The following is a 22,225-nucleotide window of genomic DNA, read 5'->3' as shown; positions in this document are numbered from 1 at the left end:
CATGAAATACTCAACACTTTGGCTCTCCCTGCTGGCGGTCTGCTCGGCCCAGGCGGCCGAGGAGCCGCTGGCAGTCGGGGATTACGCCCTGCAGCAGAGCAAACCGGCCAAGACCGAACGCTGGAGCTGCAAGTCTTGCGAGCGCGATGAGGGCTGGTTTGGCGAGGTGGGGCTGGGTGCCGGCTATGCCAACGACGATGGCGCCACCCGCTTTCGCAACTGGGTGCCCAGCCAGCAGGACAGCGGCATGCTCGGCATCTTCAACGCCGACCTGCAATACCGGGGAGAAGGCTCCCGCTACGGCAGCCTGGAAGTAAAGAACCTCGGCATGGAGCGCTTCAGCCTGACGACCGAACAGGGCCACTACGACGGCATGCGCGCCCGGCTGGGTTACTCGGAGTCCCCCTTCTACTGGAACAGCCACGGCCGCAGCGTCTATCAGCCGGGCGAGAGCCCGCTGACCCAGGGGTCGCTGGCCGAGTTTGACAAGGAGGTGGTGCGCAAGAAGCTGACCGCCGGACTCGCCTATACCCCGAAGAGCCCGTGGCGCCCCTACGCCGATTTTTCTCATGAGAAAAAAGAGGCCACCCTCGCCTACTACCAGTCGAGCGTGCCCGGCATCGGCAGCGGGCCAGGCCTCTTGCCCAAGCCCGTCGACGGTAGCTCGACCACCCTGGTCAAGAGCGGCGTCAGCTACCTGGGAGAAGGCTGGCTGGTCGACCTCGCCTACCACGGCTCCCTCTACCGTACCGATGACACGGCGCTCTACTCTGGCAGCGTCGCCGATCCTTACGCCAACGAGCGCGCCTACGAGCCGGACAACAACTTCCACCAGCTGAGCCTATCCGGCCAGTACAACTGGGACCGGCAGAGCCTGACCGGCCGCGTGCTCACCAGCCAGGCCACCTCCAACGGCAGCCTGACCGCGTTTCGCAACGCCCCCATCAGCCAGGATGACTTCCACGGCGAGGTCAGCACCCTGCAGGCCGATGCCAAGTGGGTAGGCCGCTTTGGCCGGGATCTCACCCTGCGCGCCAGCGGCGAGTATCGGGACCGCAAGGACAAGTCCGATGAATACGCGGTGGTCGGCAAGCAGCGCGGCAAGAGCGATCGCACTCGCAGCAAGGCGGATCTGGCGGCCGACTACCGGCTCAGCCGCTCGGTCAAGCTCACCACCGGCTATCAGTACAAAGCCGATCAGCGCGAGCAGGCCGACCGGCAGGACACCGACGAGCACACCCTGTTCCTCAAGGGGCGCTACCGCCCGGCCGGGGCGCTGCAACTGGGCGGCAAGCTCGCCTGGAGCACCCGCGACGGCTCGGACTGGCGCCACGACAGTGCCGCCGGCAACGGCAGCCCGACCCTGCGCCAGTTCTATCTGGCGGACAGGGACAGGGTCGAACTCAGGGGGGATCTCGGCTATCAGTTCAGCGAGGGGATGGATGCCCGCCTCGAAGGGTGGTGGGCCAAGGATGACTACAAGGAGCCGGACATAGGGCGCAGCGAGGGCAAGGATTATGGCATCGACCTGACCCTCAACCAGCAGTTCGACGACAACCTGAGCGGCCACCTGTTCAGCAACCTGCAGTGGATCACCTCCAGCCAGAACCACGCCTACACAGGCGCACCGGACTGGGATCCCTACAGCACGGCGGTGCGTGACGAGATCACCACCCTCGGGCTCGGGCTCACTCAGAAGAAGGCGTTTGACCGGGATCTCGAGCTCGGGCTCGATTACAGCTTCGCCTATGGCCGCGGCAAAACCGACGCCAGCAAGGGCTATGACTACCCGGATCTCACCAGCAAGCAGCACCGGCTGGAAGGCTACGCCCTCTATCAGCTGACCAAGCAGCATTCGCTGCGCTGGGATCTGCGCTACGAATACTTCCAGGACGTGGATTACCTCTACACCGGCGAAGAGCGCAACCTCGGCAACCTGAACCAGGACTACAACGGCTACTTCACCGCCGTCTCCTGGCTCTACAAGTTCTAAAGGAGTCACCGCTCGAACTGAACGCCGCCAGCCCGACGCGGTAGCGGTCACATCAACAGCAAGGGGAGCACTGGCTCCCCTCTTTTATATCAGGCCAACCTGCACGACATGAGTGCCAACCTGATTGTCTGCATAGTCGGTACACAGATCGGTTCAAGCACGTAACGAGAACCCGCTACCCGCCTCACTCAAGGGCCAGCAGTGCCGACAGCGTGCGCCATTCATCTGCATATACCCTTCTCAAACAACGCCCTCTGAGATGAAACAGAAACCCCATGACCAAGCCGGCATTTTTCTGTTTGGCGAGGAGCGCCTGAATATCGTGCCACAGGAGTTCACTCTGAAAACCGGACCAGACGGGAGGGACAGGTGAACACCCATTCGTGCAACAGATTGGGGCAACCCATTCAAACAACACCCACTCCACATGTACCAGCGGAAAATGTCTCGCGATGGAGGCGATGTGCGCATAGTCCACTTCGTTGTCAATGAAGATGTCTGACAAGGCCTCGCACAAATCCTGATCTGTCACTTGATCTGCCAACGTGCCGCCCCCTCCCTCTGCAGATAGACAGACTCGGCGCCACCCAATCGAAGCCGTTCAGGAACAGAGGAACACGCTGACAGGCTTCAAGCAACAGAGAAATGAAACACAGGCTGGCAGTCTCATCACGGCTTCACCGGCCAGGGCTACACCGCCTGCAGCTTGAAGTTAAACGCGACGGCACCTGGAATAAAACTGCGTGGACAAAATGTGGACATTGACCAAAAACAAAAAGGCCGCTATTACTAGCGGCCTTTCGTAAGTCTTTGATTGCTTTATTCAATAACTGGTGCCCGAGGCCGGAATCGAACCGGCACGACGCGAACGTCGAGGGATTTTAAATCCCTTGTGTCTACCGATTTCACCACTCGGGCACCGCAATCGGTATCAAGCTCGCGTGGCGGGCTTGTCAATATGGAGGCACGTTCCGGAGTCGAACCGGACTAAACGGATTTGCAATCCGCTGCATAACCGCTTTGCTAACGCGCCATGCAAAAGAGATAAACTCTCTATTGTCTGAATTTGGAGCGGGAAACGAGACTCGAACTCGCGACCCCGACCTTGGCAAGGTCGTGCTCTACCAACTGAGCTATTCCCGCATAGGTCTGGCTGACTGCCTGACTACGAGGACGCATTCTAGCGATGTTCCTCGCCCAGTCAACCAAAAATGTTTAATACCCTGATCGTTCGAGTGTTTTTTGCCCTTTTCCTGCTTTTTCTGCACTCACGACCGTTTCCCCGCCCCAAGAACGGGGAAACGGACCTTTGTGTCGGCAGGTCAAAACCGGGAGTGATAGCTGAGATCGCCCCAGGCGGCCTTCATGTACTGGAACATGGACCAGAAGGTGAGCACGGTGGCCACATAGAGCAGCACATAGGCCAGCCACACCATCCAGATGTCGTACTGCCAGATGAGACCGGTGAGCGACACCATCTGGATCATGGTCTTCCACTTGCCAATCCAGCTGACCGCCACCGAGGAGCGTTTGCCAAGCTCGGCCATCCATTCGCGCAGGGCGGAGATGATGATCTCGCGGCCAATCATGGTCATGGCAGGAATGGTGACCCAGATGGTGTTGTAGTGCTCGACGATCACCACCAGCGCCGCCGCCACCATGATCTTGTCGGCGACCGGATCGAGGAAGGCACCGAAGGCGGTGGATTGATTCAGCTTGCGGGCCAGGTAGCCGTCAAACCAGTCGGTCGCCGCCGCCAGGATGAAGACGATGGCCGCCGCCAGATAGGACCACTGGTAGGGAAGGTAGAACAGGATGACGAAGACGGGGATGAGCAAGATCCGAAAAAACGTCAGCAGATTAGGAATATTTGTCATTATTTTCAGCCACTTCTTGTATGCCGCTACATGGTAGCCCCAAGCCGATCACGGATGCAACCGGACAGGCGCCCGCCTTGGTCTATTAATCCATCAACAACCTCAGGATGCGGGCCATTATGGCATTTGCGGCCCCCCGGCGTCACGGCTCTTGTGTGTCTGGATCTCGCAGGGGATGAACCCGGGGTGAATGGTGTGGCTCACCTCGCCTCTTGTCGATACCCGGGGCGACAGCCCCTGCTCGCCGTCAGGACAAACAGGGGCAACACGAAGGCGCATCCCCCCTTCTCGGCGACCAATGGCTAGAGGGAATGCAGGGCATCGTGGATGGCCTGGGCCAGCTCCTGGCTGATGCCAGGCACCTTGGCAAGCTCCTCCACCCCGGCTTTTTTCACCTCCTGCAGACCGCCCAGATACTTGAGCAGCGCCTGCCGCCGTTTCGGCCCCACCCCCGGAATATCCTCCAGGGTACTGGTGGTGCGGGCCTTCGCCCGTCTGGCGCGGTGGCCAGTGATGGCAAAACGGTGGGATTCATCGCGGATGTGCTGAATGAGGTGCAGGGCGGGCATGTCCGCCGGTAAATGCAGCTCTTCGTGACTCTCCCCCAGGATCAGGGTCTCCAGCCCCGCCTTGCGGGTCACCCCCTTGGCAATGCCCACCAGCAGCGGATATTTGCCCCCCAGAAACTCCAGCTGGCGGGCCAGGATCTCCTCGGCGCGGCGCAGTTGGCCGAGGCCGCCGTCGATAAACAGCACGTCAGGCACCTTGTCCGGCTCCTGCTGCTTGCCAAAGCGCCGCTCCAGCGCCTGCTCCATAGCGGCGTAGTCATCGCCGCCGGTGATGCCGTCGATGTTGAAGCGACGATATTCCGATGAGAGCGGCCCCTCCCGGTTGAACACCACGCAGGATGCCACAGTGCGCTCTCCCATGGTGTGGGAGATATCGAAGCACTCCATGCGGGCGATGGGGCGCTCCAGCTCCAGCAACTCCTCCAGCTGATCGTAGCGGGCGGTGATGGTGCTCTTGTGGGCAAGGCGCGAGCGCAGCGCGGTCTGGGCGTTGATGGAGGCAAGCTTGATGAAGCGGGCCCGCTCGGCGCGGGTACGGCTCACCACCCGCACCTTGTAGCCGGCGGTCTGGCTCAGGGTCTGCGCGATCACGTCCTCGTCTTCCAGCGCCACATCGAGCAGCACCTCGCTCGGGATCTGCCGCCCCCCCTGCCCCGACAGATAGAACTGCAGCAGGAAGGATTGCACCACCTCGTCGAGCTGGGTATCGGCCGGCACTTTCGGGAAGTAGCTGCGCGAGCCCAGCACCTTGCCCTGGCGGATGAAGAGCACGTGGATGCAGGCGGTCCCCTGCTCGAAGGCCACCCCCACCACGTCGAGCTCGTCCAGTACGTTGCCGCTCACCGACTGCTGTTCGGTCACCCGGCGCAGCGCCTGGATCTGATCCCGATAGCGGGCCGCCTCCTCGAAGCGCAGATCGCCGCTGGCGGATTCCATCTTGCCCACCAGCTCGCCTATCACCTGCTGGTTCTTGCCCGCGAGGAACAGCTTGGCCAGCTCCACCTGCTGGGCATACTCGGCCTCGCTCACCAGCCCGGCCACGCAGGGGCCGGCGCAGCGCTTGAGCTGGTAGAGCAGGCAGGGGCGGGTGCGGTTGGCATAGACTGCATCCTCGCACTGACGCACCGGGAAGATCTTCTGCATCAGGTGCAGGCTCTCGCGCACCGCACCGCCGGAGGGGTACGGGCCGAAGTACTCCCCCTTCACCTTGCGGGCACCGCGATGGACGCCGATACGCGGGTGCTGATGGGCGGTGATGATGATCCAGGGGTAGGACTTGTCATCCCGCAACAGCACGTTGTAGCGGGGCTGGTACTGCTTGATCAGGTTGTGCTCGAGGATCAGCGCCTCGGTCTCGGTATGGGTGACCGTCACCTGCACGTCGGCGATCTGGCGCACCAGGGTGCGGGTCTTGATGCTGTCGACGTTGGCCCGAAAGTAGGAGGCGAGCCGTTTCTTCAGATCCTTGGCCTTGCCCACGTAGATGACGGTGCCGCCGCTGTCGTACATGCGATAGACACCGCTCTGATGGGTGACGGCACTGAGAAACGCCTTGCTGTCGAAGAGAGGTTCAGAGGAGGTCATGCTGGCTCCGGCAACGGGGATTGAGGTGTTGGGTCTGGGATATCGCGGCAAGCGGAAGAACGAAAGAGAGGCTCATCGGCAACTCGGCTCAACGGATGAAAGCAGAAGACGGCACAGAGCATACTGCGCCAGACCGGCAAAAAGCAAAAAGGCGGCACAGGCCGCCTTTGATGGCTACACGCCGCCCGTTACAGGGTATCGGCATCCAGCATGCCATAGCGAATGGCCAGATGGGTCAGCTCCACATCGCCATTGATATTGAGCTTGCTGAACAGCCGGTAGCGGTAACTGTTGACCGTCTTCGGGCTCAGGTTGAGCTGCTCGGAAATATCGGTCACCTTCTGCCCCTTGGTGATCATCATCATGATCTGCAGCTCGCGCTCGGAAAGGGACTTGAAGGGGTTCTCGTCGGCCGAGGCAAACTGGCTCAGGGCCATCTGCTGGGCGATCTCCGGGGAGATGTAACGCTGACCGGAGTGGACCAGGCGAATGGCGTGGATCATCTCGTCCGGTGCAGCCCCCTTGGTGAGATAGCCGGCGGCACCCGCCTGCATCACCTTGGTCGGGAACGGATTTTCTGAATGAATGGTCAGCACTATGATGCGCACATCGGGCCGGATCCGCAGGATCTTGCGGGTTGCCTCCAGGCCGCCGATGCCCGGCATGTTCATGTCCATCAGGATCACGTCGGGATGGTTCTGACGACAGAAAGTGACTGCGGTTTCCCCGCTCTGCGCCTCGCCCACCACCTTGATCCCGCGGACATCTTCCAGAATGCGTCTTATCCCTGTACGCACCAACTCATGATCATCGACCAGGAATACATTAATCACCCAAACACCCCGTTTTTTATCTCGTTATATGCCAGTTAGGGTTAACACGGCGTCTTGCATCATAACCAAACTCGTCGATTTGGCAAACCATGGCCGGGAAAAGTTTGAAAGTACTCATAAATGACGTTTGTAATCAAATAATTATGTAAAGATTAAACACAAAAAACGGCGCCCGCAGGCACCGTTCAGAGTCATTTTTGCTGTTGTCGGCATCAGTTCGCCAGCAGTGCGCGCACCTTGTCCAGATCGGCCTGGGTGTCCACCCCGACTGGCGGCGCCTCGAGGGCCTGGGCCACGTGGATCTTCTCCCCGTACCAGAGCACCCGCAGCTGCTCCAGCGCCTCTACTTGCTCGAGCGCGCTCGGCGCCCAGTCCACATAACGCTGGATGAAACCGGCGCGATAGGCATAGATGCCGATGTGACGCTGGTAGTGATCACCAATCTGCTCGCGGCTTGCGGCAAAACGATCACGATCCCACGGAATGGAGGCGCGACTGAAGTAGAGGGCGTAGCCCTCCTGGTCGGTCACTACCTTGACGGCGTTCGGGTTGAACGCCTCTTCGGCGTCCCGGATCGGCACCGACAGGGTCGCCATGGGCGCCGTGGCGGCGGCCAGGTTGTCCGCTACCTGACGGATGATGACCGGCGGAATGAGCGGCTCGTCCCCCTGCACGTTGACCACTATGGTGTCGGCGGCAAAACCATAGTGACGGCACACCTCGGCCAGGCGCTCGGTACCGGACTGGTGATCCTTCGAGGTCATGCACACTTCGAACCCGGTCTGGCCGGCCAGCGCCTGCTGCACCCGCTCATCGTCGGTGGCGACGATCACCCGATCGGCGCCCGACTGCAGGGCCTTCTCCACCACGTGCTGCACCATGGGCTTGCCATGGATGTCGGCCAGCGGCTTGCCCGGCAGCCGGGTGGAGGCGTAGCGGGCCGGAATGACGACGACGAAGCTCATGACGACAGCTCGTCGCTATTGAGCGGACGGGCGCGGTTCTCCAGCAGCACCGGGATCCCCTCCTCCAGCGGATAGGCCAGCTTGTCGAAGCGGCAGACCAGCTCATGCACGGACTTGTTATAGTGCAGCTTGCCCTTGCAGACCGGGCAGGCAATGATGTCGAGCAACTTGATGTCCAAAGCCAAAACGATACTCCTTCAACGATGTCGCGCCAGCGGCTTAATCACGCCGGCGATGGGTGTCGAACCAACCAGATGTTTCATGCGGGGCATGACAAGCCCCCTTCTCTCCCGCGCTGGCGAGCGAGATCAACCTTGTGCCTTGGTTGCGCCCTGCCCCTTCCCGCTCGCGCCCAGCTTGTGCAGCAGGGTATCGAGCAGGGAGGCGGGCAACTCGGCGCTGACCGGCAGATACCACCAGTTGTCGAGGGCAAAGGCGCGGCACTTGACCGCATCCTTCTCGGTCATCAGCAGCGGCTTGCCGGCAAAGCGGCCCACCAGCTCGTCCCTATCGAAGGGGTGGTGATCCCCGTAGGCCACCCGCTGATCCAGCTGATAACCAAGCCCCTCGAGGGTGGCGAAGAAACGGGGTGGATGACCAATGCCCGCCAGCGCGTCTACCGGACCGGCCAGCGGCGTGGCCAGCGGGGCCTCATCGCGTACCCGACGGGGGGAATCGGCCACCAACCTCATGGGATACTCTCCCCGCCCCGGCTCGCCGCCGTTGCAGATGATGGCGTCCACCCGCTTGAGCCGGGTGACCGGCTCGCGCAGCGGCCCCATGGGCAGCAGGCAGGCGTTGCCAAAACGGCGCGCCCCGTCCACCACCACCAGCTCGATGTCGCGAGCCAGCGCATAGTGCTGCAGGCCGTCGTCGGTGATGATGATGTCCGCCTCACCACTTTGCTCCAGCAGACGCACCGCATCGGCCCGTTTCGGGGCAACCACCACCGGGCAGCCACAGCGCCTAGCGATCAGTACCGGTTCATCCCCCGCCTGCGCCGTGGTGCTGGCGGCATCGAGCCGGTACGGGTAATGGGGTGCCTTGCCGCCATAGCCGCGGCTCACCACCCCGGGGCGATAGCCGCGGGCCTGCAACTGCTCCACCAGCCAGACCACTACCGGGGTCTTGCCGTTGCCACCCACCGAGATATTGCCCACTACTATGACTGGCACAGAGGCACGATAGCCCTTGCGCCAGCCGTGACGATAGGCGTAGCGGCGGGTGCCGCTGACAACGGCAAACAGCAGGGCAAAGGGGGCCAGCAACCAGCGCCAACCACTCTTTGCATACCAGAGCCGCTCCAGCATCAGGCGTTGCCACCTGCGGTGGCATGGCCGAACTGGATGGCGCGCAGCTGGGCATAGGTGCCCTGCTGGGCCATCAGGGCCGCGTGGTTGCCGCGCTCAACGATATGGCCTTCATCGATCACCAGGATCTCGTCCGCCTTCTCGATGGTGGAGAGGCGGTGAGCGATCACCAGCGAGGTGCGTGCCTTGCACAGCTCGTCGATGGCCGCCTGGATGTGGCGCTCGGACTCGGTATCCAGCGCCGAGGTCGCCTCGTCCAGCAGCAGCACGGGGGCATCGCGCAGCAGGGCGCGGGCGATGGCGATACGCTGACGCTGACCGCCGGAGAGCGACGCGCCGTTTTCGCCAACCACGGTGTCATAACCGTTGCTCATCTTGCTGACGAACTCGTCGGCGTGGGCGATGCGGGCCGCCTGCTTGATCTCGTCGAGGCTGTATTGCTCTTCCGCGGCGTAGGCGATGTTGCTCGCCACCGTGTCGTTGAACAGGTGCACGTGCTGGGAGACTAGGGCGTACTGCTTGCGCAGCTCGCTCAGGCGGTAATCGCGGATGTTGACGCCGTCCAGCAGGATCTCCCCCTGCTCGATATCGTAGAAGCGGGTCAGCAGGCTGGCGATGGTGCTCTTGCCAGAGCCTGAGCGCCCCACCAGGGCCACCGATTTGCCCGCCTCCACCTTGAAGCTGACGTTGTGCAGCGCCGGGGTGTCCTTGGTCGGGTAGGTGAAGGTGACGTTGCGAAACTCGATCTCGCCGCGGGCGCGCTCCAGGGTACGAGTGCCGGTATCCTGCTCCGGCTCGGTATCGAGCAGGCCAAACAGGCTGTGGCAGGCGGTGATGGCGCGCTGGAACTGATTGTTGACGTCGGTCAGGCTTTTCAGCGGCTTGAGCAGCATCATCATGGAGGTGATCATGACGGTGAAGGTACCGGCAGTCAGCTCGCTGCGCACGCTGTCGATGGTGGCCACATAGAGGAAGGCCGCCAGCGCGATGGAGGCAACCATCTGCACCACCGGGCTGCCGATGGCATCGGCGGCAACCATCTTCATGGTCTGCTGGCGCATGTTGTTGCTGACCTTGAAGAAGCGCTTCTCCTCCACCTTCTGGCCGCCGAACATCAGCACCTCTTTGTGCCCCTTGAGCATCTGCTCGGTAGAGGTGGTGATGTCGCCCACCGCCTGCTGGATGTGGCGGCTGATCTGACGGAAGCGGCGGCTGATGAGGCCGATGATGATGCCCACCACGGGCCCCACCACCAGGAAGATCACCGACAGCTGCCAGGAGTGCCAGAACATCAGGCCGAGCAGGCCGATGACCGTCGCCCCTTCCCGCACCAGGGTGACCAGAGTGGTACTGGCAGCCGAGGAGACTTGACTGGCGTCATAGGTCACCTTGGAGAGCAGGTGACCGGTATTCTGGCGGTCGAAGAAGCTCATCGGCATCGCCACCATGTGGTTGAACACCTGCTGCTGCAGGCGCATCACCACGTGGTTGCCGACCCAGGCCATGCAGTAGTTGGAGAGGAAGTTGGCGACGCCGCGCAGGGCCACGATACCCAGCACGAAGAAGGGCATCCACTTGAGCACGGTCGGATCATTGCCGTTGATCCCCTTGTCGATCAGCGGCTTGATGGAATAGACGAAGGTGGTATCCACGGCGGCGTAGCCCAGCATGCCGATGATGCCGCCAATCAGGCCAAGCTTGCGGTCACGGACATAGCCGAGCAGACGCTTGAAGACAGGCCAGCTGTCTTGTGAGGTTTCTTGTTGCATGAATAGCCGTTAATAAGGGAAATGACGGGCTATTCTAGCCAAAGCGCAGGATTACACCAAGCAGTGCCCATCACCAGCACGGGAAATGACGGTCGTTATCCCAGCCAAGGCGCAGGATTACACCAAGCAGTGCCCATCACCAGCACGGGAAATCACGGCCGTTATCCCAGCCAAAGCGCAGGATTACACCAAGCATCGCCAGCGCATGCCCATCGCCAAGACGGGAAATGACGGCCGTTAGACCCGCCAAAACCGGGTTCACGCTCAGCGAGCAGGCCAGAATGCAGGGCGCCACCAGTCGCCATTGCGACGAAACCAGGGGCCCTGCTTCCGCTCGGCACTGATCCGCAGCCCGTCCGGCGCAGGCTCGACCAGGATCTCCCCGTCCAGCCCGGTGACCCATTGCTGCGCCTCCCGGTAGCGAGCCACCACCTCGGGGCGGGGAAAGCCCCACTGGTTCATGAAGCCGGCGCTGTGCACCACATAGCGGGGAGCCACCGCCGCCACGAAGGGGGCCGTGGAGGAGGTGCGGCTGCCGTGATGGGGGCTCACCAGCAGGGTGCTGGCAAGCCCGGCCCCTTCCAGCGCCAGCAGCCGCTGCTCCGCCTGCCGTTCGATGTCGGCACTGAGCAGGATGCGCCGCTCCCCGTCGCGGATCTGCAGCACACAGCCGTCGTTGTTGTGGCCTGGCCCCGGTTGCTGTGGCCAGAGCACCGCCATCTCGAGCCCCTGCCAGCGCCACTGCTGGCCACGCCGGCACAGGGTCGTGAAGCGGCCGAAGTCGAAGGAAGAGAGCTCGTGGCGCACCGGCAGAGCCTGCAGGATGGCACGCCGGTTGCCGGCGTGATCCCGATCCTTGTGGCTGATGACCAGATAATCCAGCATCCTCACATCGAGCCGGTTGAGCAAGGGCAGGATCACGGCATCCGCCATGTTGTAGCCGCCTGGGTAGCGATCGCCGGTGTCAAACAGGATGCCGCGCTCACCCCGGGTGATCAGCACCGCCAACCCCTGCCCCACGTCCAATACCCTCAGTTGCCAGTGGGTCGGCGCCGGCCAGGCCGCCAGCAGCAGGGCCACGCCCCCCGGCAACAGCAAGGGACGACCGCCCGGCACATGCCAGGCGCACCAGAGCAGGGTCAGCAGCGCTGTGAGCGGCAGCACCCAGCCCGGCACCGGCCACCAGAGCTGCCACTGGCTGGCCAACCTCTCCAGCGCCCACAATATCCACTGCAGGCCGACATCGGCCAGCCAGAACAGCAGGTGGGCCAGCTCCCCCGAAAGCGGCGCCAGCAACACCCCGACCAGCGCCAGCGGTATGATGGCGATGCAAAAGAGCGGCAATGCCAGCAGATTGAGCAGCAGCGACAACGGCGCTATCCCCTCGAACAGCGCCAGTTGCAACGGCAGCAGCCCCAACAGCAACAAGCCCTGCAGACGGACGAGCCCGGGTTTGGCCTCCAGCAAGCTCGCCACCAGCAGCAGAGCCACCGCCAGGAAGGAGAGCCAGAATCCGGCCGAATAGAGGGCAAAGGGATCCCAGAGCGTCAGCACCACGAAGGCCCACAACCAGACGCGATGGGCCGGCCACTCCCGCCGTCGCCAGCGCAGCAGGCTCCACACCAGCACCATGATGAGGGCCCGTTCGGTGGCCACCGCAAACCCGGCCAGCCAGCTGTAGAGGGCGGCAAACAGCAGGGCGAGCAGAATCGCCCCCCGCAGTCCGAACAGCCGCCCCAGCCACCAGCCGAGCACCGCCACCAGCGCGATGTGCTGCCCCGAGATGGCGATGATGTGGGTCAGCCCGCTGCCGCGAAACAGGCTCCACTGCTCAGTCGTGATGCCGCCCTGCTCGCCGAAGGTAAGCGCCGCCAGCAGCGGCCCCTGGCTCAGATCCTGCCAACTGGCGGCGGCCCGGGCCAGCCAGCGCTCGCGCAGCACCGCCGGCACCGCTTCAATCTGGATCACCCGGCGCAAGTTGCCGGTGGCGGTGATCCCCTTGCCGAGCAGCAGGCGCCGCCCGTCCATCCCCGCCTCGTTGGCCAGGCCATGGGCCGGTTTGAGAGAGACCTCCAGGGTCAGGCGACTGCCTGCCGTCATGGTGGGCAGCGCCTGGTAGGCATTGATGCGCACCAGGGGCGCCGGAGTGAGCGCCTGCTCATCGAGCCGGTTCACCCGCAGCACCAGCCGGACAAATTTATCGCCCTCGGGTTCTGCACTTTGCAGTTGTGCGGTTATGATGTGGCTCGTTTTTTTGCCAAGCTGATCCAGCCAGGCAAGCCGGTAGTGCAAATTCCCCTGCATCCAGAGGATGCCGCCCAGCAAGAACAGCAGCCGCCAGCAGCGGCAACCGGCGAGGGGGAACGCGAGCAGCAGCATCAGGCCACCCCATTCCCATGAAGGCAACCATGGCCAAAGCAGTGAGGAGCTTGCCCCGAGGGCAAACGACAGCAGGCGCAGATCCATGGTGCAAGTATTTAGCAAGGTTTCAATATGCCCAAACGACTCATACAACGCTGGTTGCCTGATCCGGCGACACTCAAGGAACACAAGCACTTGCGGCTGTTTGGCAAGCTGCTGCTGGACGCCAACCTGTGGCACCTCAATCGGCGCTCGGCGGCCGGTGCCTTCGCGGTGGGGCTGTTCATGGCCTGGGTGCCGCTCCCCTGCCAGATGTTGCTGGCGGCCGGCGGCGCCATCGCCTGTCGGGTCAATCTGCCGCTCTCGGTGGCGCTGGTCTGGCTCTCCAATCCCATTACCATGCCGCCACTGTTCTACGGTGCCTACCTGACGGGCTGTCAGCTGCTGGGGCAATCCTCCCAGCACATCGAGATCGAGTTCACCTGGGCCTGGCTGGTGTCGGTGTTCGAGACCGTGGCCCCGCCACTGCTGTTGGGCTCCCTGGTGCTCGCCCTGCTCAGCTCCCTCATCGGCTACGCCCTCATTCGCACCTGCTGGCGCATCAGCACCGTGCGTCAGTGGCAGAAACGCAAGGTGGCACGCGCATGCTGAATCGCTGGTTTGCCCGCTTCAAGATTGACCCCGATACCCTGCGCCAGCAGAAGTGGTTCGCCCTGTTTGGCGAGCGCCTGCTTGCCCCCGCCCTCTGGCAAGGGGGGCCGCGCGCCCTGAGCGGGGCGGTGGCGGCCGGCATCTTCGCCTGCTGGTTTCCCATCCCCATGCATTCACTCATCGCGGTCGGGCTGGCGCTGGCGTTCAGCCTCAACCTGCCACTGGCGCTGCTGGCGGTCTGGTTCAACAACCCGCTGACCCTGCCCTTCATGTACCTCTACGCCTATCGCACCGGTTGTCTGGTGCTGCACAAGACGCCGGAGCCATTTCACCTCACCTGGACCCTGCACTGGCTGGAGCACGAAGCGGCCACCCTGGTGCCCCCCTTCCTGCTCGGCAGCCTGCTGCTGGCGGTACTGACCGCCGCCAGCGGCGGCCTCCTCACCCTGCTGCTGCTGCGCCTCGGCAAGCTGGTCCGCCCCCGCTGATCTCACCCGCCTCGTCAGCCTCTGGCGCGCTGACGAGGCACGCCCTTGCCATCCCCTGACCCCGCTACCACACTCCTTGTAACCCGTTGTTTTTCGTCCCCCATTTGCCACAAGGAGCCCACCATGGCCGAACCGCTCACGCTGGCCCATGCCAGTGGTCATCCCCTCGCCCTGCTGCCAACCATGGCCAATCGCCACGGCCTCATCACTGGCGCCACCGGCACCGGCAAGACAGTCACCCTGCAGGTGCTGGCGGAGGGGTTCTCCCGCCTCGGCGTGCCGGTCTTTCTGGCGGATGTGAAGGGGGATCTGAGCGGCCTTGGCGCCGCCGGGGCAGGCTCGGCCAAGCTGGATGCCAGACTGGCCCAGCTCGGCATCCCGGCCCCCGCCTTTGCCGCCAACCCCACCCTGTTCTGGGATCTGTTTGCCGAACAGGGCCACCCGGTGCGGGCCACCATCTCCGACATGGGGCCCCTGCTGTTCGCCCGCCTGCTCGGCCTAAATGACACCCAGAGCGGGGTGCTGGAGCTGGTGTTCAAGGTGGCGGACGACGAGGGGCTGCTGCTGCTCGATCTCAAGGACCTGCGCGCCATGGTGCAGTTTGCCGGTAACAACGCCAAATCGCTCACCACCCGTTACGGCAACGTCTCCACCGCCTCCATCGGCGCCATCCTGCGCAACCTGCTCACCCTGGAGAGCGCGGGCGGCGATCACTTCTTTGGCGAGCCCATGCTGGACATCCAGGATCTGCTGCAGACCGATGAGGCCGGCCACGGCCATATCAATGTGCTGGCCGCCAGCAAGCTGACCCAATCCAACCGCCTCTATGCCTGCTTCCTGCTCTGGCTGCTCTCCGAGCTGTTCGAGCAGTTGCCGGAGGTGGGGGATCCGGACAAACCTGTGCTGGTGTTCTTCTTCGACGAGGCGCACCTGCTGTTCAACGACGCTCCCAAGGCGCTGCTGGAGAAGATCGAACTGGTGGTGCGGCTCATCCGCTCAAAGGGGGTCGGCGTCTACTTCGTGACCCAGAGCCCGGCCGATATCCCCGACAGCGTATTGGGGCAGCTTGGCAACCGGGTGCAGCACGCCCTGCGCGCCTTTACCCCGAGTGACCAGAAGGCGGTGCGGATCGCCGCCAACACCCTGCGCGCCAACCCCGCCTTCGATGCCGCTGGCGTCATCACCGAGCTCGGGGTCGGTGAGGCACTGGTCTCTCTGCTCGACGAGAAGGGGCGCCCCAGCATGGTGGAGCGCGCCTTCATCGCCCCGCCGGCCAGCCGCATCGGCCCCTTGAGCGACGCCGAGCGGCAGGCGCTCATTCAGGGATCCCTGCTGCACGGCCGCTACGAGACGCCGGAGGATCGCGAGTCGGCCTTCGAGCGGCTCAACGGCGGCAAGGGGACAACCACTGGCGAGCAAGGCAGTGAGCCGTCATCCAACGGGGAAGGCGGCCTGCTCGATGCCCTCAATGGCATCCTGTTTGGCCGCACCGGCCCCCGTGGCGGCCAGCACGACGGCGTGGTGCAAACCGCCGCCAAGAGCGTGGCCCGCACCATCGGCAGCGAGGTAGGTCGCCAGCTGGTGCGCGGGGTGCTCGGCTCCCTGCTGGGGGGTGGCAAACGCCGTCGCTAAGACCAGCTCCTGGAAATGAAAAAGCCCGCCGGGTCTCCCCGGCGGGCTTGTTACTGAGCGGATGGCGATGACTCGCTTACAACACCTTGGCGATGGCGTCGCACAGCGGATCTATGTTGGCACGGGTGATACCGGCCACGCTGATCCGGCCGGAGCCGACGATGTAGATGGCGAACTCGCTCTTGAGGCGCTCCACCTGATCCTTGGAGAGACCGGAGAAGGAGAACATGCCGTTCTGCTCGCGGATAAAGCTGAAGTCCTGGTTCACGCCGCGCGCGGCCAGTTTTTCCACCAGCAGCTCGCGCATTTCGCGAATGCGCACCCGCATGGCCGCCACCTCTTCCACCCACTCGGCATAGAGGGCCGGATCGCTCACCACGTCAGTGACGACGGCAGCTCCGTGTGACGGCGGGTTGGAGTAGTTGGCACGAATGACGGTCTTGACCTGGGTGAAGGCCACATCGGCGATCGCCTTGGTCGCGCTGACCAGCGTGAAGGCACCGACCCGCTCGTTGTAAAGACCGAAGTTCTTGGAGAAGGAGCTCGCCACCAGCAGCTCGTCGTGGCATTCGGCGAAGATGCGCAGACCTTCGGCATCCTCTTCGATGCCGCGGGCAAAGCCCTGATAGGCGAAGTCAAACAGCGGCAGCCAGCCGGCGGCGGCACTCTGCCTGGCCAGTGCACGCCACTGATCAGCGGTCGGGTCGATACCGGTCGGGTTGTGACAGCAACCGTGCAGCAGCACCAGATCGCCAGCCTGCGCCTCGGCCAGAGACGCCTGCATGGCGGCAAAGTCGAGCCCCTTGGTCGCCGCGTCATAGTACTTGTACCACTTGACGGTCAGACCCGCGGCCTGGAACACGCTGACGTGGTTGGCCCAGGTGGGATCGGAGATCCAGATGGTCTTGGCGAGGTTGTTGCGTACCACGAACTCGGCGGCGATGCGCAGGGCACCGGTACCACCCGGCGCTTGCGCCGTCTTGGCGCGGCCGCTGTTGACCAGAGCGGAATCCTGTCCGAACAGCAGTTGCTGCACGATGCGACCGTATTCGATATTGCCTTCGATGCCGAGATAGTTCTTGGTCTTCTCGTCGGTCAAGAGCTTCTGTTCGGCTTTCTTGACGCAGTGAAGAATGGGGGTGGCGCCGGTCTCGTCCTTGTAGATCCCGACCCCCAGGTTGATCTTGTGGCTGCGAGAGTCGGCGCGGAAGGCTTCGGTCAGGCCCAGGATCGGATCCGCTGGGGCGGCAACAACCTTTTCAAACATGGTATTCCCTGTATTCCGTTGAGTTCGTTGGCTGGCAAAGCGTGTTGGCACACCGTCCGTGACACGCAAAACACGTGGCAAACAAAAGCGCCCACTGGCGAGCGCTTCGTCAACTCTTTATATCACCGTGCAGGATGGGGGAAAACCGCTTTTTCGGCCGGATCTGCGGCAATCTCAACCGATGGCATACCACTGTGGCGCCAACGCGCACACCTCGGCAGACAAGCCACCATTGGACTCAACCAAACCGCTACAAACTGCTAACAATGACTTGGGGATCCGGCTCGGCTCCCAGGGGCGGGAGTCAGTCAGCGGCAGGGCATAGGCCGTCATGATGGGAGCCAGCACGGTGGGCAGCCACCAGCTGGCCGGCCGACCCAGGCGCTGGGCCAGAGTCAGCACCCGATCCACCCCGCTCGGGTCGAGGGAGGTAAGATGACTCCACTGCACCTGAGGCGGCAGCGCGGCGATCACTTGCTGCAGTGCCTGCTGCGCCGAGGCGGGAGCCCAGATCAGCAGGGTCCCTGCCGGCAGCACCAGCTCGGCAAAGGCACCGACGCTGTCGGTGGTGATCACCCGCAGCAGCTCCCCCTCCCCCCACAGGATCTTGCCAAGGCTGGCCAGGTTGCGTTCCGGCAGCGCCACCTCGCCAAGCGCCTGCAACCAGGGGGCGGCATCGAGCAGGGTGCCGCCACTGAAGAAGAGGCTGAATGGCTCAGAGGCGCGCAGGCGCACCTGTTGATCCGAACAGAGCCGGATCCCCTTGTCTTCGAAGTCGATCTGCTCGTTGGGGGTAAAGCGCACCTCGCTCTTGCGATAGAGCGCGGCCAGCACCCGCTCGTTGACCTGCTCCGCCAGTTGCCAGCCCTGCCCATGGAGCCACTCCTCCGGGGTTGGCGGCGCCGTGGCGATCTCGGCCAGCGTCAGTTCACGGGTCAGGTAGCGGCGACCGGCGGGAGTGAGCTCATAGTGGTGGTTGCCCAGTGCCAGCAGCAGCTGGTTGTCCTTGAGCAGGCCCAGCAGGGGTTGCCACTGACGGGCGCGGACCACCGAGGTGGGGTTGTCCAGCAGCTGGCGGGCCAGCTCCCGCCACTGCGGGTGACTAAAGTCAATCAAGCGTCATCCTTACCTGTCTGCCGAACATCCTGCAACGAGCTGAATAATCTAGCGATTCGCTGCCCGGGAGCCAAGTACAGAAAAGAGACAACGTGAACTGACGCAAGTCAAAGAGGGCAAGGAGAAGATAATCAACAGAAGAGAACAGAAACATCAGGTGGGAAGCAGATAAAACAAAACGGCCAAGCAAGCTTGGCCGTTCATCATCTAAATCAACGCAGAGGCTAGATTAGAAGTTGTATTGCAGGGCAACGGTCCAGTCATCGTCCTTACCGCTAACACCGTTGATCTTGTATTCGGTGTAGGCTTTCAGCTTGGAGGTGAAGGAGTACTGCACGCCCAGCAGAGTGGCATCCATCAGGTCTTCGTAAGAAGAACCACTCAGGTTGGCATTCTTTTTACCTTCTTTGAAGTTGTAGCCAGCCAGGAAGGTCCAAGCATCAACGTTGTAGGTAGCAGCCAGCTCGTAACCACGGCCTTTGTCTTTGTAACCAGTGGTGTCGTTCTTAACTTCAGCCTGGGTGTAGACACCGGCAAAGTTGAAACCGTTGATGGCGTAGTGTGCGCCCAGAGCCCACTCGGACTTCTCACCTTCAGCACTGCTGGTTTTGCTTTCCAGGTCGGAGTAAGCATAACCACCGTTGAAGCCCAGACCAAAGTCGAAGTCATAACCGGCAGCAACAGCATAACCATAGTTACGCTTCACGTCGGTGAATACGGTTTTCTTGATACCACCAGCTACGTCAGTAATTTTCTCAACGGTATCATCGTTGGTCTGGTAGGACACTTTGCCCTTGAAACCACCGATAGCGTTGGAGTAGATGATCTGGCCTTCTTGACGACCGTCATAGAAGTTACCTTCGCTGCCCCACTCGTTGAAGATATCGGTCGGTTCCAGCACGTCGTAGAACGCGGTATCGGTCTGACCGAAGATGATCTTACCGTACTGGGTGCCGTCGAAACCAACGTAGATATGACGAGAGTCGAACTTGTTGTCGGAGTTTTCAGCAGAAACTTGCCACTCAGTCTTGGCGATACCGGACCAGGTGTTGTTCAGGGCAATCTTGCCGGACCAACCCAGACGAGAAGCGCCAATCAGCTCTGCATCAACATCTTTGTATGCAGCAGCAGTGTCGTCCCATTTGTTGGTGTCACCGTAGTAGTTAGCCTGAACACGGCCGTATACGTCAAAAGTGGTACCGTCTTTGTCGTAAACCACTGCAGCGTTAGCGGCGGATGCAAACAGAGCCGGGATAGCAATAGCCAGAATTGTCTTTTTCATAGTTTCCAATGCCTACTGTAATTAAACACTAAGTCGTTGTTATTCCCTGTGTTAGCGATGTACTTTGCATCACTATGGCGCCGAGACTAGCACCGGGTTTTCCAATCCGCAATGAAAAAACTTGGAACTTTTTACGAAAAGCATAGTCACAGCGAAAAAATTGTGACCTGAATCCCACATTGTTTGCACGCCATGGGAAAACGTTTACAGCGATAACCGCTGGCAAAATTCGACCGAATTGGTGATTTATCACACAATAACGACGACTCGCCTTATAAATAGAAGAAGAGGTCGGATCTGTGCGTTGCCACACACCTCGACCCGGGTTGCCGGTTGCAGGTATCCTGTCTTCCTTCACCCTGCGCAACGGTCATTTTCTTCATGCTGTCTACCCGTCTCAAAACCACCATTCGCAATACCTATCGGCAAATAGCCGATGGTTTACCCGGTTTTGTGCCGCGCAAGGAGCAGAATTTTCTGGTGGCCGAAATAGCCAAGACGCTGACCGGGGAGTATGACAAACAGCGTCGCATCCTGGTGGCCGAAGCCGGCACCGGCATCGGCAAGTCCCTCTCCTATGCTCAGGGGGCCATCCCGGTGGCTCGCCTTACTCAAAAGAAGCTGGTGATCTCCACCGCCACCGTGGCGCTGCAGGAGCAGCTGATCCACAAAGACCTCCCCTTCTATCACCGCCACAGCGAGCTGCCGTTTCGTTTCATGCTGGTCAAGGGGCGCCAGCGCTACTGCTGCGAACACCTTCTGGAGCAGGCCGCGAGTGGCAGCGAGATGGCCAACTTCGAGTTTGACTTCGGTGCCCTCAGCAAACACAAGCCGTCAGACGCCGACAAGGAGTGCTATCAGGCGTTGTGGCAGGCCTACACGGAAGGCAAGTGGGACGGTGATCGGGACAACTGGCCCAAACCCATCAACGATAACTGCTGGGATCGCATCGCCGCCGACCGCCACACCTGCAACAAGGCGCTGACTCATCATCAGCACTGCCCCTTCCACCGCGCCCGCAACGACATGGATGCGGCCGACGTGCTGGTGGTCAACCACGCCCTGCTGCTCTCCGACCTCACCATGGGTGGCGGCATCATACTGCCGCCACCGGACGAGTGTCTCTATGTGCTGGACGAGGCCCATCACCTGCCCACCATAGCCCGGGATCACGGCGCCGCCTCGGCCAGCGTCAAGGGCTCACGCCGCTGGCTGGAGAAGCTGGCGCAGGGGGCAGGCAAGCTGGCCAGAACCCTCAACAAGGAGAGTCTGCTCGATCCCCAGCTCAAGCTGCAGGACGCGCTGGCCTCCCTGCAACCGGATCTGAAGGCGCTGGAGCAGTGGCTCGCCGCCAACGACCGCTTGTTCAATGAAGAAAAACAGTGCCGCTTCGCCGATGGTGTCTTGCCCGATCCCCTGCCCATGCTGGCGGAGAACCTCAAGGAGGCGAGCAAGAAGGCACTGCGGGCGCTGGACAGAATGCAGGGGGCCATCGGCGAGGCGCTGAAGGATGGCGAGATCCGTCGCAAGGATGCCGAACCCCTGCTGGCGGAGAGCGGCTTCTATCTGCAGCGGCTGGAGGGTTTCTGCGCCCTGTGGGAGATGCTGGGGCGGCACGTGGCAGAGGGCAAGACGCCGCTGGCCCGCTGGATGGTCAAGAGCGATGACGGCGACATCTGGCTGCACGCCTCCCCTATCGAGGTGGGCTACCTGCTGGAGGAGTGGCTCTGGTCAAAATGCCTCGGCGCCGTGCTGGTGTCGGCGACCCTGACCGCCCTCTCCTCCTTCAGCTATTTCCGCCACCAGGTGGGGCTTAAAGAACACGACGGTACCCGCTATCTGCGCCTGCGCTCCCCCTTCGATTACCAGAGGGCCGAGCTCTATTTGCCCAAAATGGAACACGAGCCCAGTGCCCCCGCCTTCACCCAGGAGCTCGTCAGCATCCTGCCCCGTCTGCTAGCCGGCAAGGAGGCGAGCCTGGTGCTGTTCTCCTCCTACCGGCAGATGAACGAGGTAGCGGTGGGTCTGCGGGCCAAGGGACTCTCCCTGCTGGTGCAAGGGGAAGCCTCTCGCAACGCCCTGCTCACCCTGCACAAACAAAAATGCGATGGCGGCCAGGCCAGCATACTGTTTGGCACCGGCAGCTTCTCGGAAGGGCTGGATCTGCCCGGTCACTACCTCACCAACCTGGTGATCACCAAGCTCCCCTTCGCGGTCCCCAACTCGCCGGTGGAAGAGGCTACCGCCGAGTGGGTCGAGAAACGGGGGGGCAATCCCTTCTTGCAACTGACGGTGCCGGAAGCGTCGCGCAAGCTCATCCAGGCCTGTGGCCGCCTCATTCGCAAAGAGGCCGATCGGGGCCGGGTCACCATTCTCGATCGCCGTCTGCTGACCAAACGCTACGGCAAGGGGCTGCTCGATGCCCTGCCGCCATTTCGACGCCGGATTGAGTAGGGCCGGGGTTGACCAAGGTAGCCGACACCACTGGCCCAATGAGTTTGCATCGGGAAAGCGCGAGCCCAGACGCG

Annotated in this window: 17 protein-coding genes and 3 tRNA genes; 5 read left to right on the top strand and 15 right to left on the bottom strand. The window is 62.3% G+C overall.

Annotation, left to right across the window (positions count from 1 at the left end):
* The first annotated feature begins 1 nt into the window (after position 1).
* Positions 2 to 1,993, top strand: a complete 1,992-nt coding sequence (locus tag G5134_RS12975) for an MtrB/PioB family decaheme-associated outer membrane protein (protein ID WP_421232050.1) — start codon at positions 2 to 4, stop codon at positions 1,991 to 1,993.
* 184 nt (positions 1,994 to 2,177) lie between these two features.
* Here the strand turns inward: G5134_RS12975 and G5134_RS12970 are convergent, their stop codons facing one another.
* The 12 genes from G5134_RS12970 to G5134_RS12915 form a co-directional block, all read right to left on the bottom strand.
* On the bottom strand, positions 2,178 to 2,537 hold the full coding sequence (locus G5134_RS12970) for a DUF7079 family protein (RefSeq protein ID WP_065017030.1): 360 nt from the start codon (positions 2,535 to 2,537) through the stop codon (positions 2,178 to 2,180).
* A 287-nt stretch (positions 2,538 to 2,824) separates the two neighbouring features.
* A tRNA-Leu gene (locus tag G5134_RS12965) sits at positions 2,825 to 2,911 on the bottom strand.
* A gap of 41 nt (positions 2,912 to 2,952) precedes the next feature.
* Positions 2,953 to 3,026 (bottom strand) — tRNA-Cys (locus tag G5134_RS12960).
* 34 nt (positions 3,027 to 3,060) lie between these two features.
* A tRNA-Gly gene (locus G5134_RS12955) sits at positions 3,061 to 3,136 on the bottom strand.
* A gap of 179 nt (positions 3,137 to 3,315) precedes the next feature.
* The gene (pgsA, locus tag G5134_RS12950; protein WP_010633516.1) at positions 3,316 to 3,870 is read right to left on the bottom strand and encodes a CDP-diacylglycerol--glycerol-3-phosphate 3-phosphatidyltransferase; all 555 of its coding nucleotides are present in this window, start codon (positions 3,868 to 3,870) and stop codon (positions 3,316 to 3,318) included.
* Between the two features lie 302 nt (positions 3,871 to 4,172).
* Positions 4,173 to 6,023: an excinuclease ABC subunit UvrC gene (uvrC, locus tag G5134_RS12945; RefSeq protein ID WP_024942413.1), complete on the bottom strand. Its 1,851-nt coding sequence runs from the start codon at positions 6,021 to 6,023 to the stop codon at positions 4,173 to 4,175.
* A 188-nt stretch (positions 6,024 to 6,211) separates the two neighbouring features.
* Positions 6,212 to 6,856, bottom strand: coding sequence for a UvrY/SirA/GacA family response regulator transcription factor (gene uvrY / locus G5134_RS12940; RefSeq protein WP_005302696.1), 645 nt, complete (start codon positions 6,854 to 6,856; stop codon positions 6,212 to 6,214).
* A 212-nt stretch (positions 6,857 to 7,068) separates the two neighbouring features.
* A complete protein-coding gene (kdsB, locus tag G5134_RS12935; RefSeq protein WP_065017029.1) occupies positions 7,069 to 7,821 on the bottom strand; it encodes a 3-deoxy-manno-octulosonate cytidylyltransferase in 753 nt (250 codons plus the stop codon).
* Positions 7,818 to 8,006, bottom strand: a complete 189-nt coding sequence (locus G5134_RS12930) for a Trm112 family protein (protein WP_005302702.1) — start codon at positions 8,004 to 8,006, stop codon at positions 7,818 to 7,820. Before G5134_RS12930 ends, kdsB begins: the two co-directional genes overlap by 4 nt.
* 123 nt (positions 8,007 to 8,129) lie before the next feature.
* Positions 8,130 to 9,131, bottom strand: a complete 1,002-nt coding sequence (lpxK, locus tag G5134_RS12925; protein ID WP_065017028.1) for a tetraacyldisaccharide 4'-kinase — start codon at positions 9,129 to 9,131, stop codon at positions 8,130 to 8,132.
* The gene (gene msbA, locus G5134_RS12920; RefSeq protein WP_005302704.1) at positions 9,131 to 10,900 is read right to left on the bottom strand and encodes a lipid A ABC transporter ATP-binding protein/permease MsbA; all 1,770 of its coding nucleotides are present in this window, start codon (positions 10,898 to 10,900) and stop codon (positions 9,131 to 9,133) included. The genes lpxK and msbA overlap by 1 nt, the downstream gene beginning before the upstream one ends.
* Before the next feature lie 264 nt (positions 10,901 to 11,164).
* Positions 11,165 to 13,456, bottom strand: a complete 2,292-nt coding sequence (locus G5134_RS12915) for a DNA internalization-related competence protein ComEC/Rec2 (protein WP_421232049.1) — start codon at positions 13,454 to 13,456, stop codon at positions 11,165 to 11,167.
* Between G5134_RS12915 and G5134_RS12910 the strand changes: the two genes are divergently transcribed.
* The 3 genes from G5134_RS12910 (at position 13,394) to G5134_RS12900 (ending at position 16,032) form a co-directional block, all read left to right on the top strand.
* Positions 13,394 to 13,912, top strand: a complete 519-nt coding sequence (locus G5134_RS12910; RefSeq protein WP_005302706.1) for a DUF2062 domain-containing protein — start codon at positions 13,394 to 13,396, stop codon at positions 13,910 to 13,912. The genes G5134_RS12915 and G5134_RS12910 overlap by 63 nt on opposite strands.
* Positions 13,906 to 14,400: a DUF2062 domain-containing protein gene (locus G5134_RS12905; RefSeq protein ID WP_019838874.1), complete on the top strand. Its 495-nt coding sequence runs from the start codon at positions 13,906 to 13,908 to the stop codon at positions 14,398 to 14,400. Before G5134_RS12910 ends, G5134_RS12905 begins: the two co-directional genes overlap by 7 nt.
* A gap of 123 nt (positions 14,401 to 14,523) precedes the next feature.
* A complete protein-coding gene (locus tag G5134_RS12900; RefSeq protein ID WP_065017026.1) occupies positions 14,524 to 16,032 on the top strand; it encodes a helicase HerA-like domain-containing protein in 1,509 nt (502 codons plus the stop codon).
* Between the two features lie 76 nt (positions 16,033 to 16,108).
* On the opposite strand, the gene G5134_RS12895 is transcribed toward G5134_RS12900, so the two are convergent.
* The 3 genes from G5134_RS12895 to G5134_RS12885 all read right to left on the bottom strand — a co-directional run bounded on the left by G5134_RS12895 (position 16,109) and on the right by G5134_RS12885 (position 19,697).
* On the bottom strand, positions 16,109 to 17,299 hold the full coding sequence (locus G5134_RS12895) for an amino acid aminotransferase (RefSeq protein WP_421232048.1): 1,191 nt from the start codon (positions 17,297 to 17,299) through the stop codon (positions 16,109 to 16,111).
* 174 nt (positions 17,300 to 17,473) lie between these two features.
* Positions 17,474 to 18,415: a hypothetical protein gene (locus tag G5134_RS12890; RefSeq protein WP_065017025.1), complete on the bottom strand. Its 942-nt coding sequence runs from the start codon at positions 18,413 to 18,415 to the stop codon at positions 17,474 to 17,476.
* Between the two features lie 229 nt (positions 18,416 to 18,644).
* Positions 18,645 to 19,697 carry a porin gene (locus G5134_RS12885; protein WP_065017024.1) on the bottom strand — a complete coding sequence of 351 codons (1,053 nt, stop codon included), beginning with the start codon at positions 19,695 to 19,697 and terminating at the stop codon, positions 18,645 to 18,647.
* Between the two features lie 381 nt (positions 19,698 to 20,078).
* On the opposite strand from G5134_RS12885, the gene dinG reads away from it, so the two are divergent.
* Positions 20,079 to 22,151 carry an ATP-dependent DNA helicase DinG gene (dinG, locus tag G5134_RS12880; RefSeq protein WP_065017023.1) on the top strand — a complete coding sequence of 691 codons (2,073 nt, stop codon included), beginning with the start codon at positions 20,079 to 20,081 and terminating at the stop codon, positions 22,149 to 22,151.
* Positions 22,152 to 22,225 lie beyond the last annotated feature (74 nt).

This window comes from Aeromonas sp. 600276 (assembly GCF_049175815.1).
In the GTDB taxonomy this organism is placed as follows: Bacteria; Pseudomonadota; Gammaproteobacteria; order Enterobacterales; family Aeromonadaceae; genus Aeromonas; species Aeromonas dhakensis.
The sequence above is the reverse complement of the archived record's forward strand: the minus strand, read 5'-3'. Positions and strand labels throughout refer to the sequence as shown.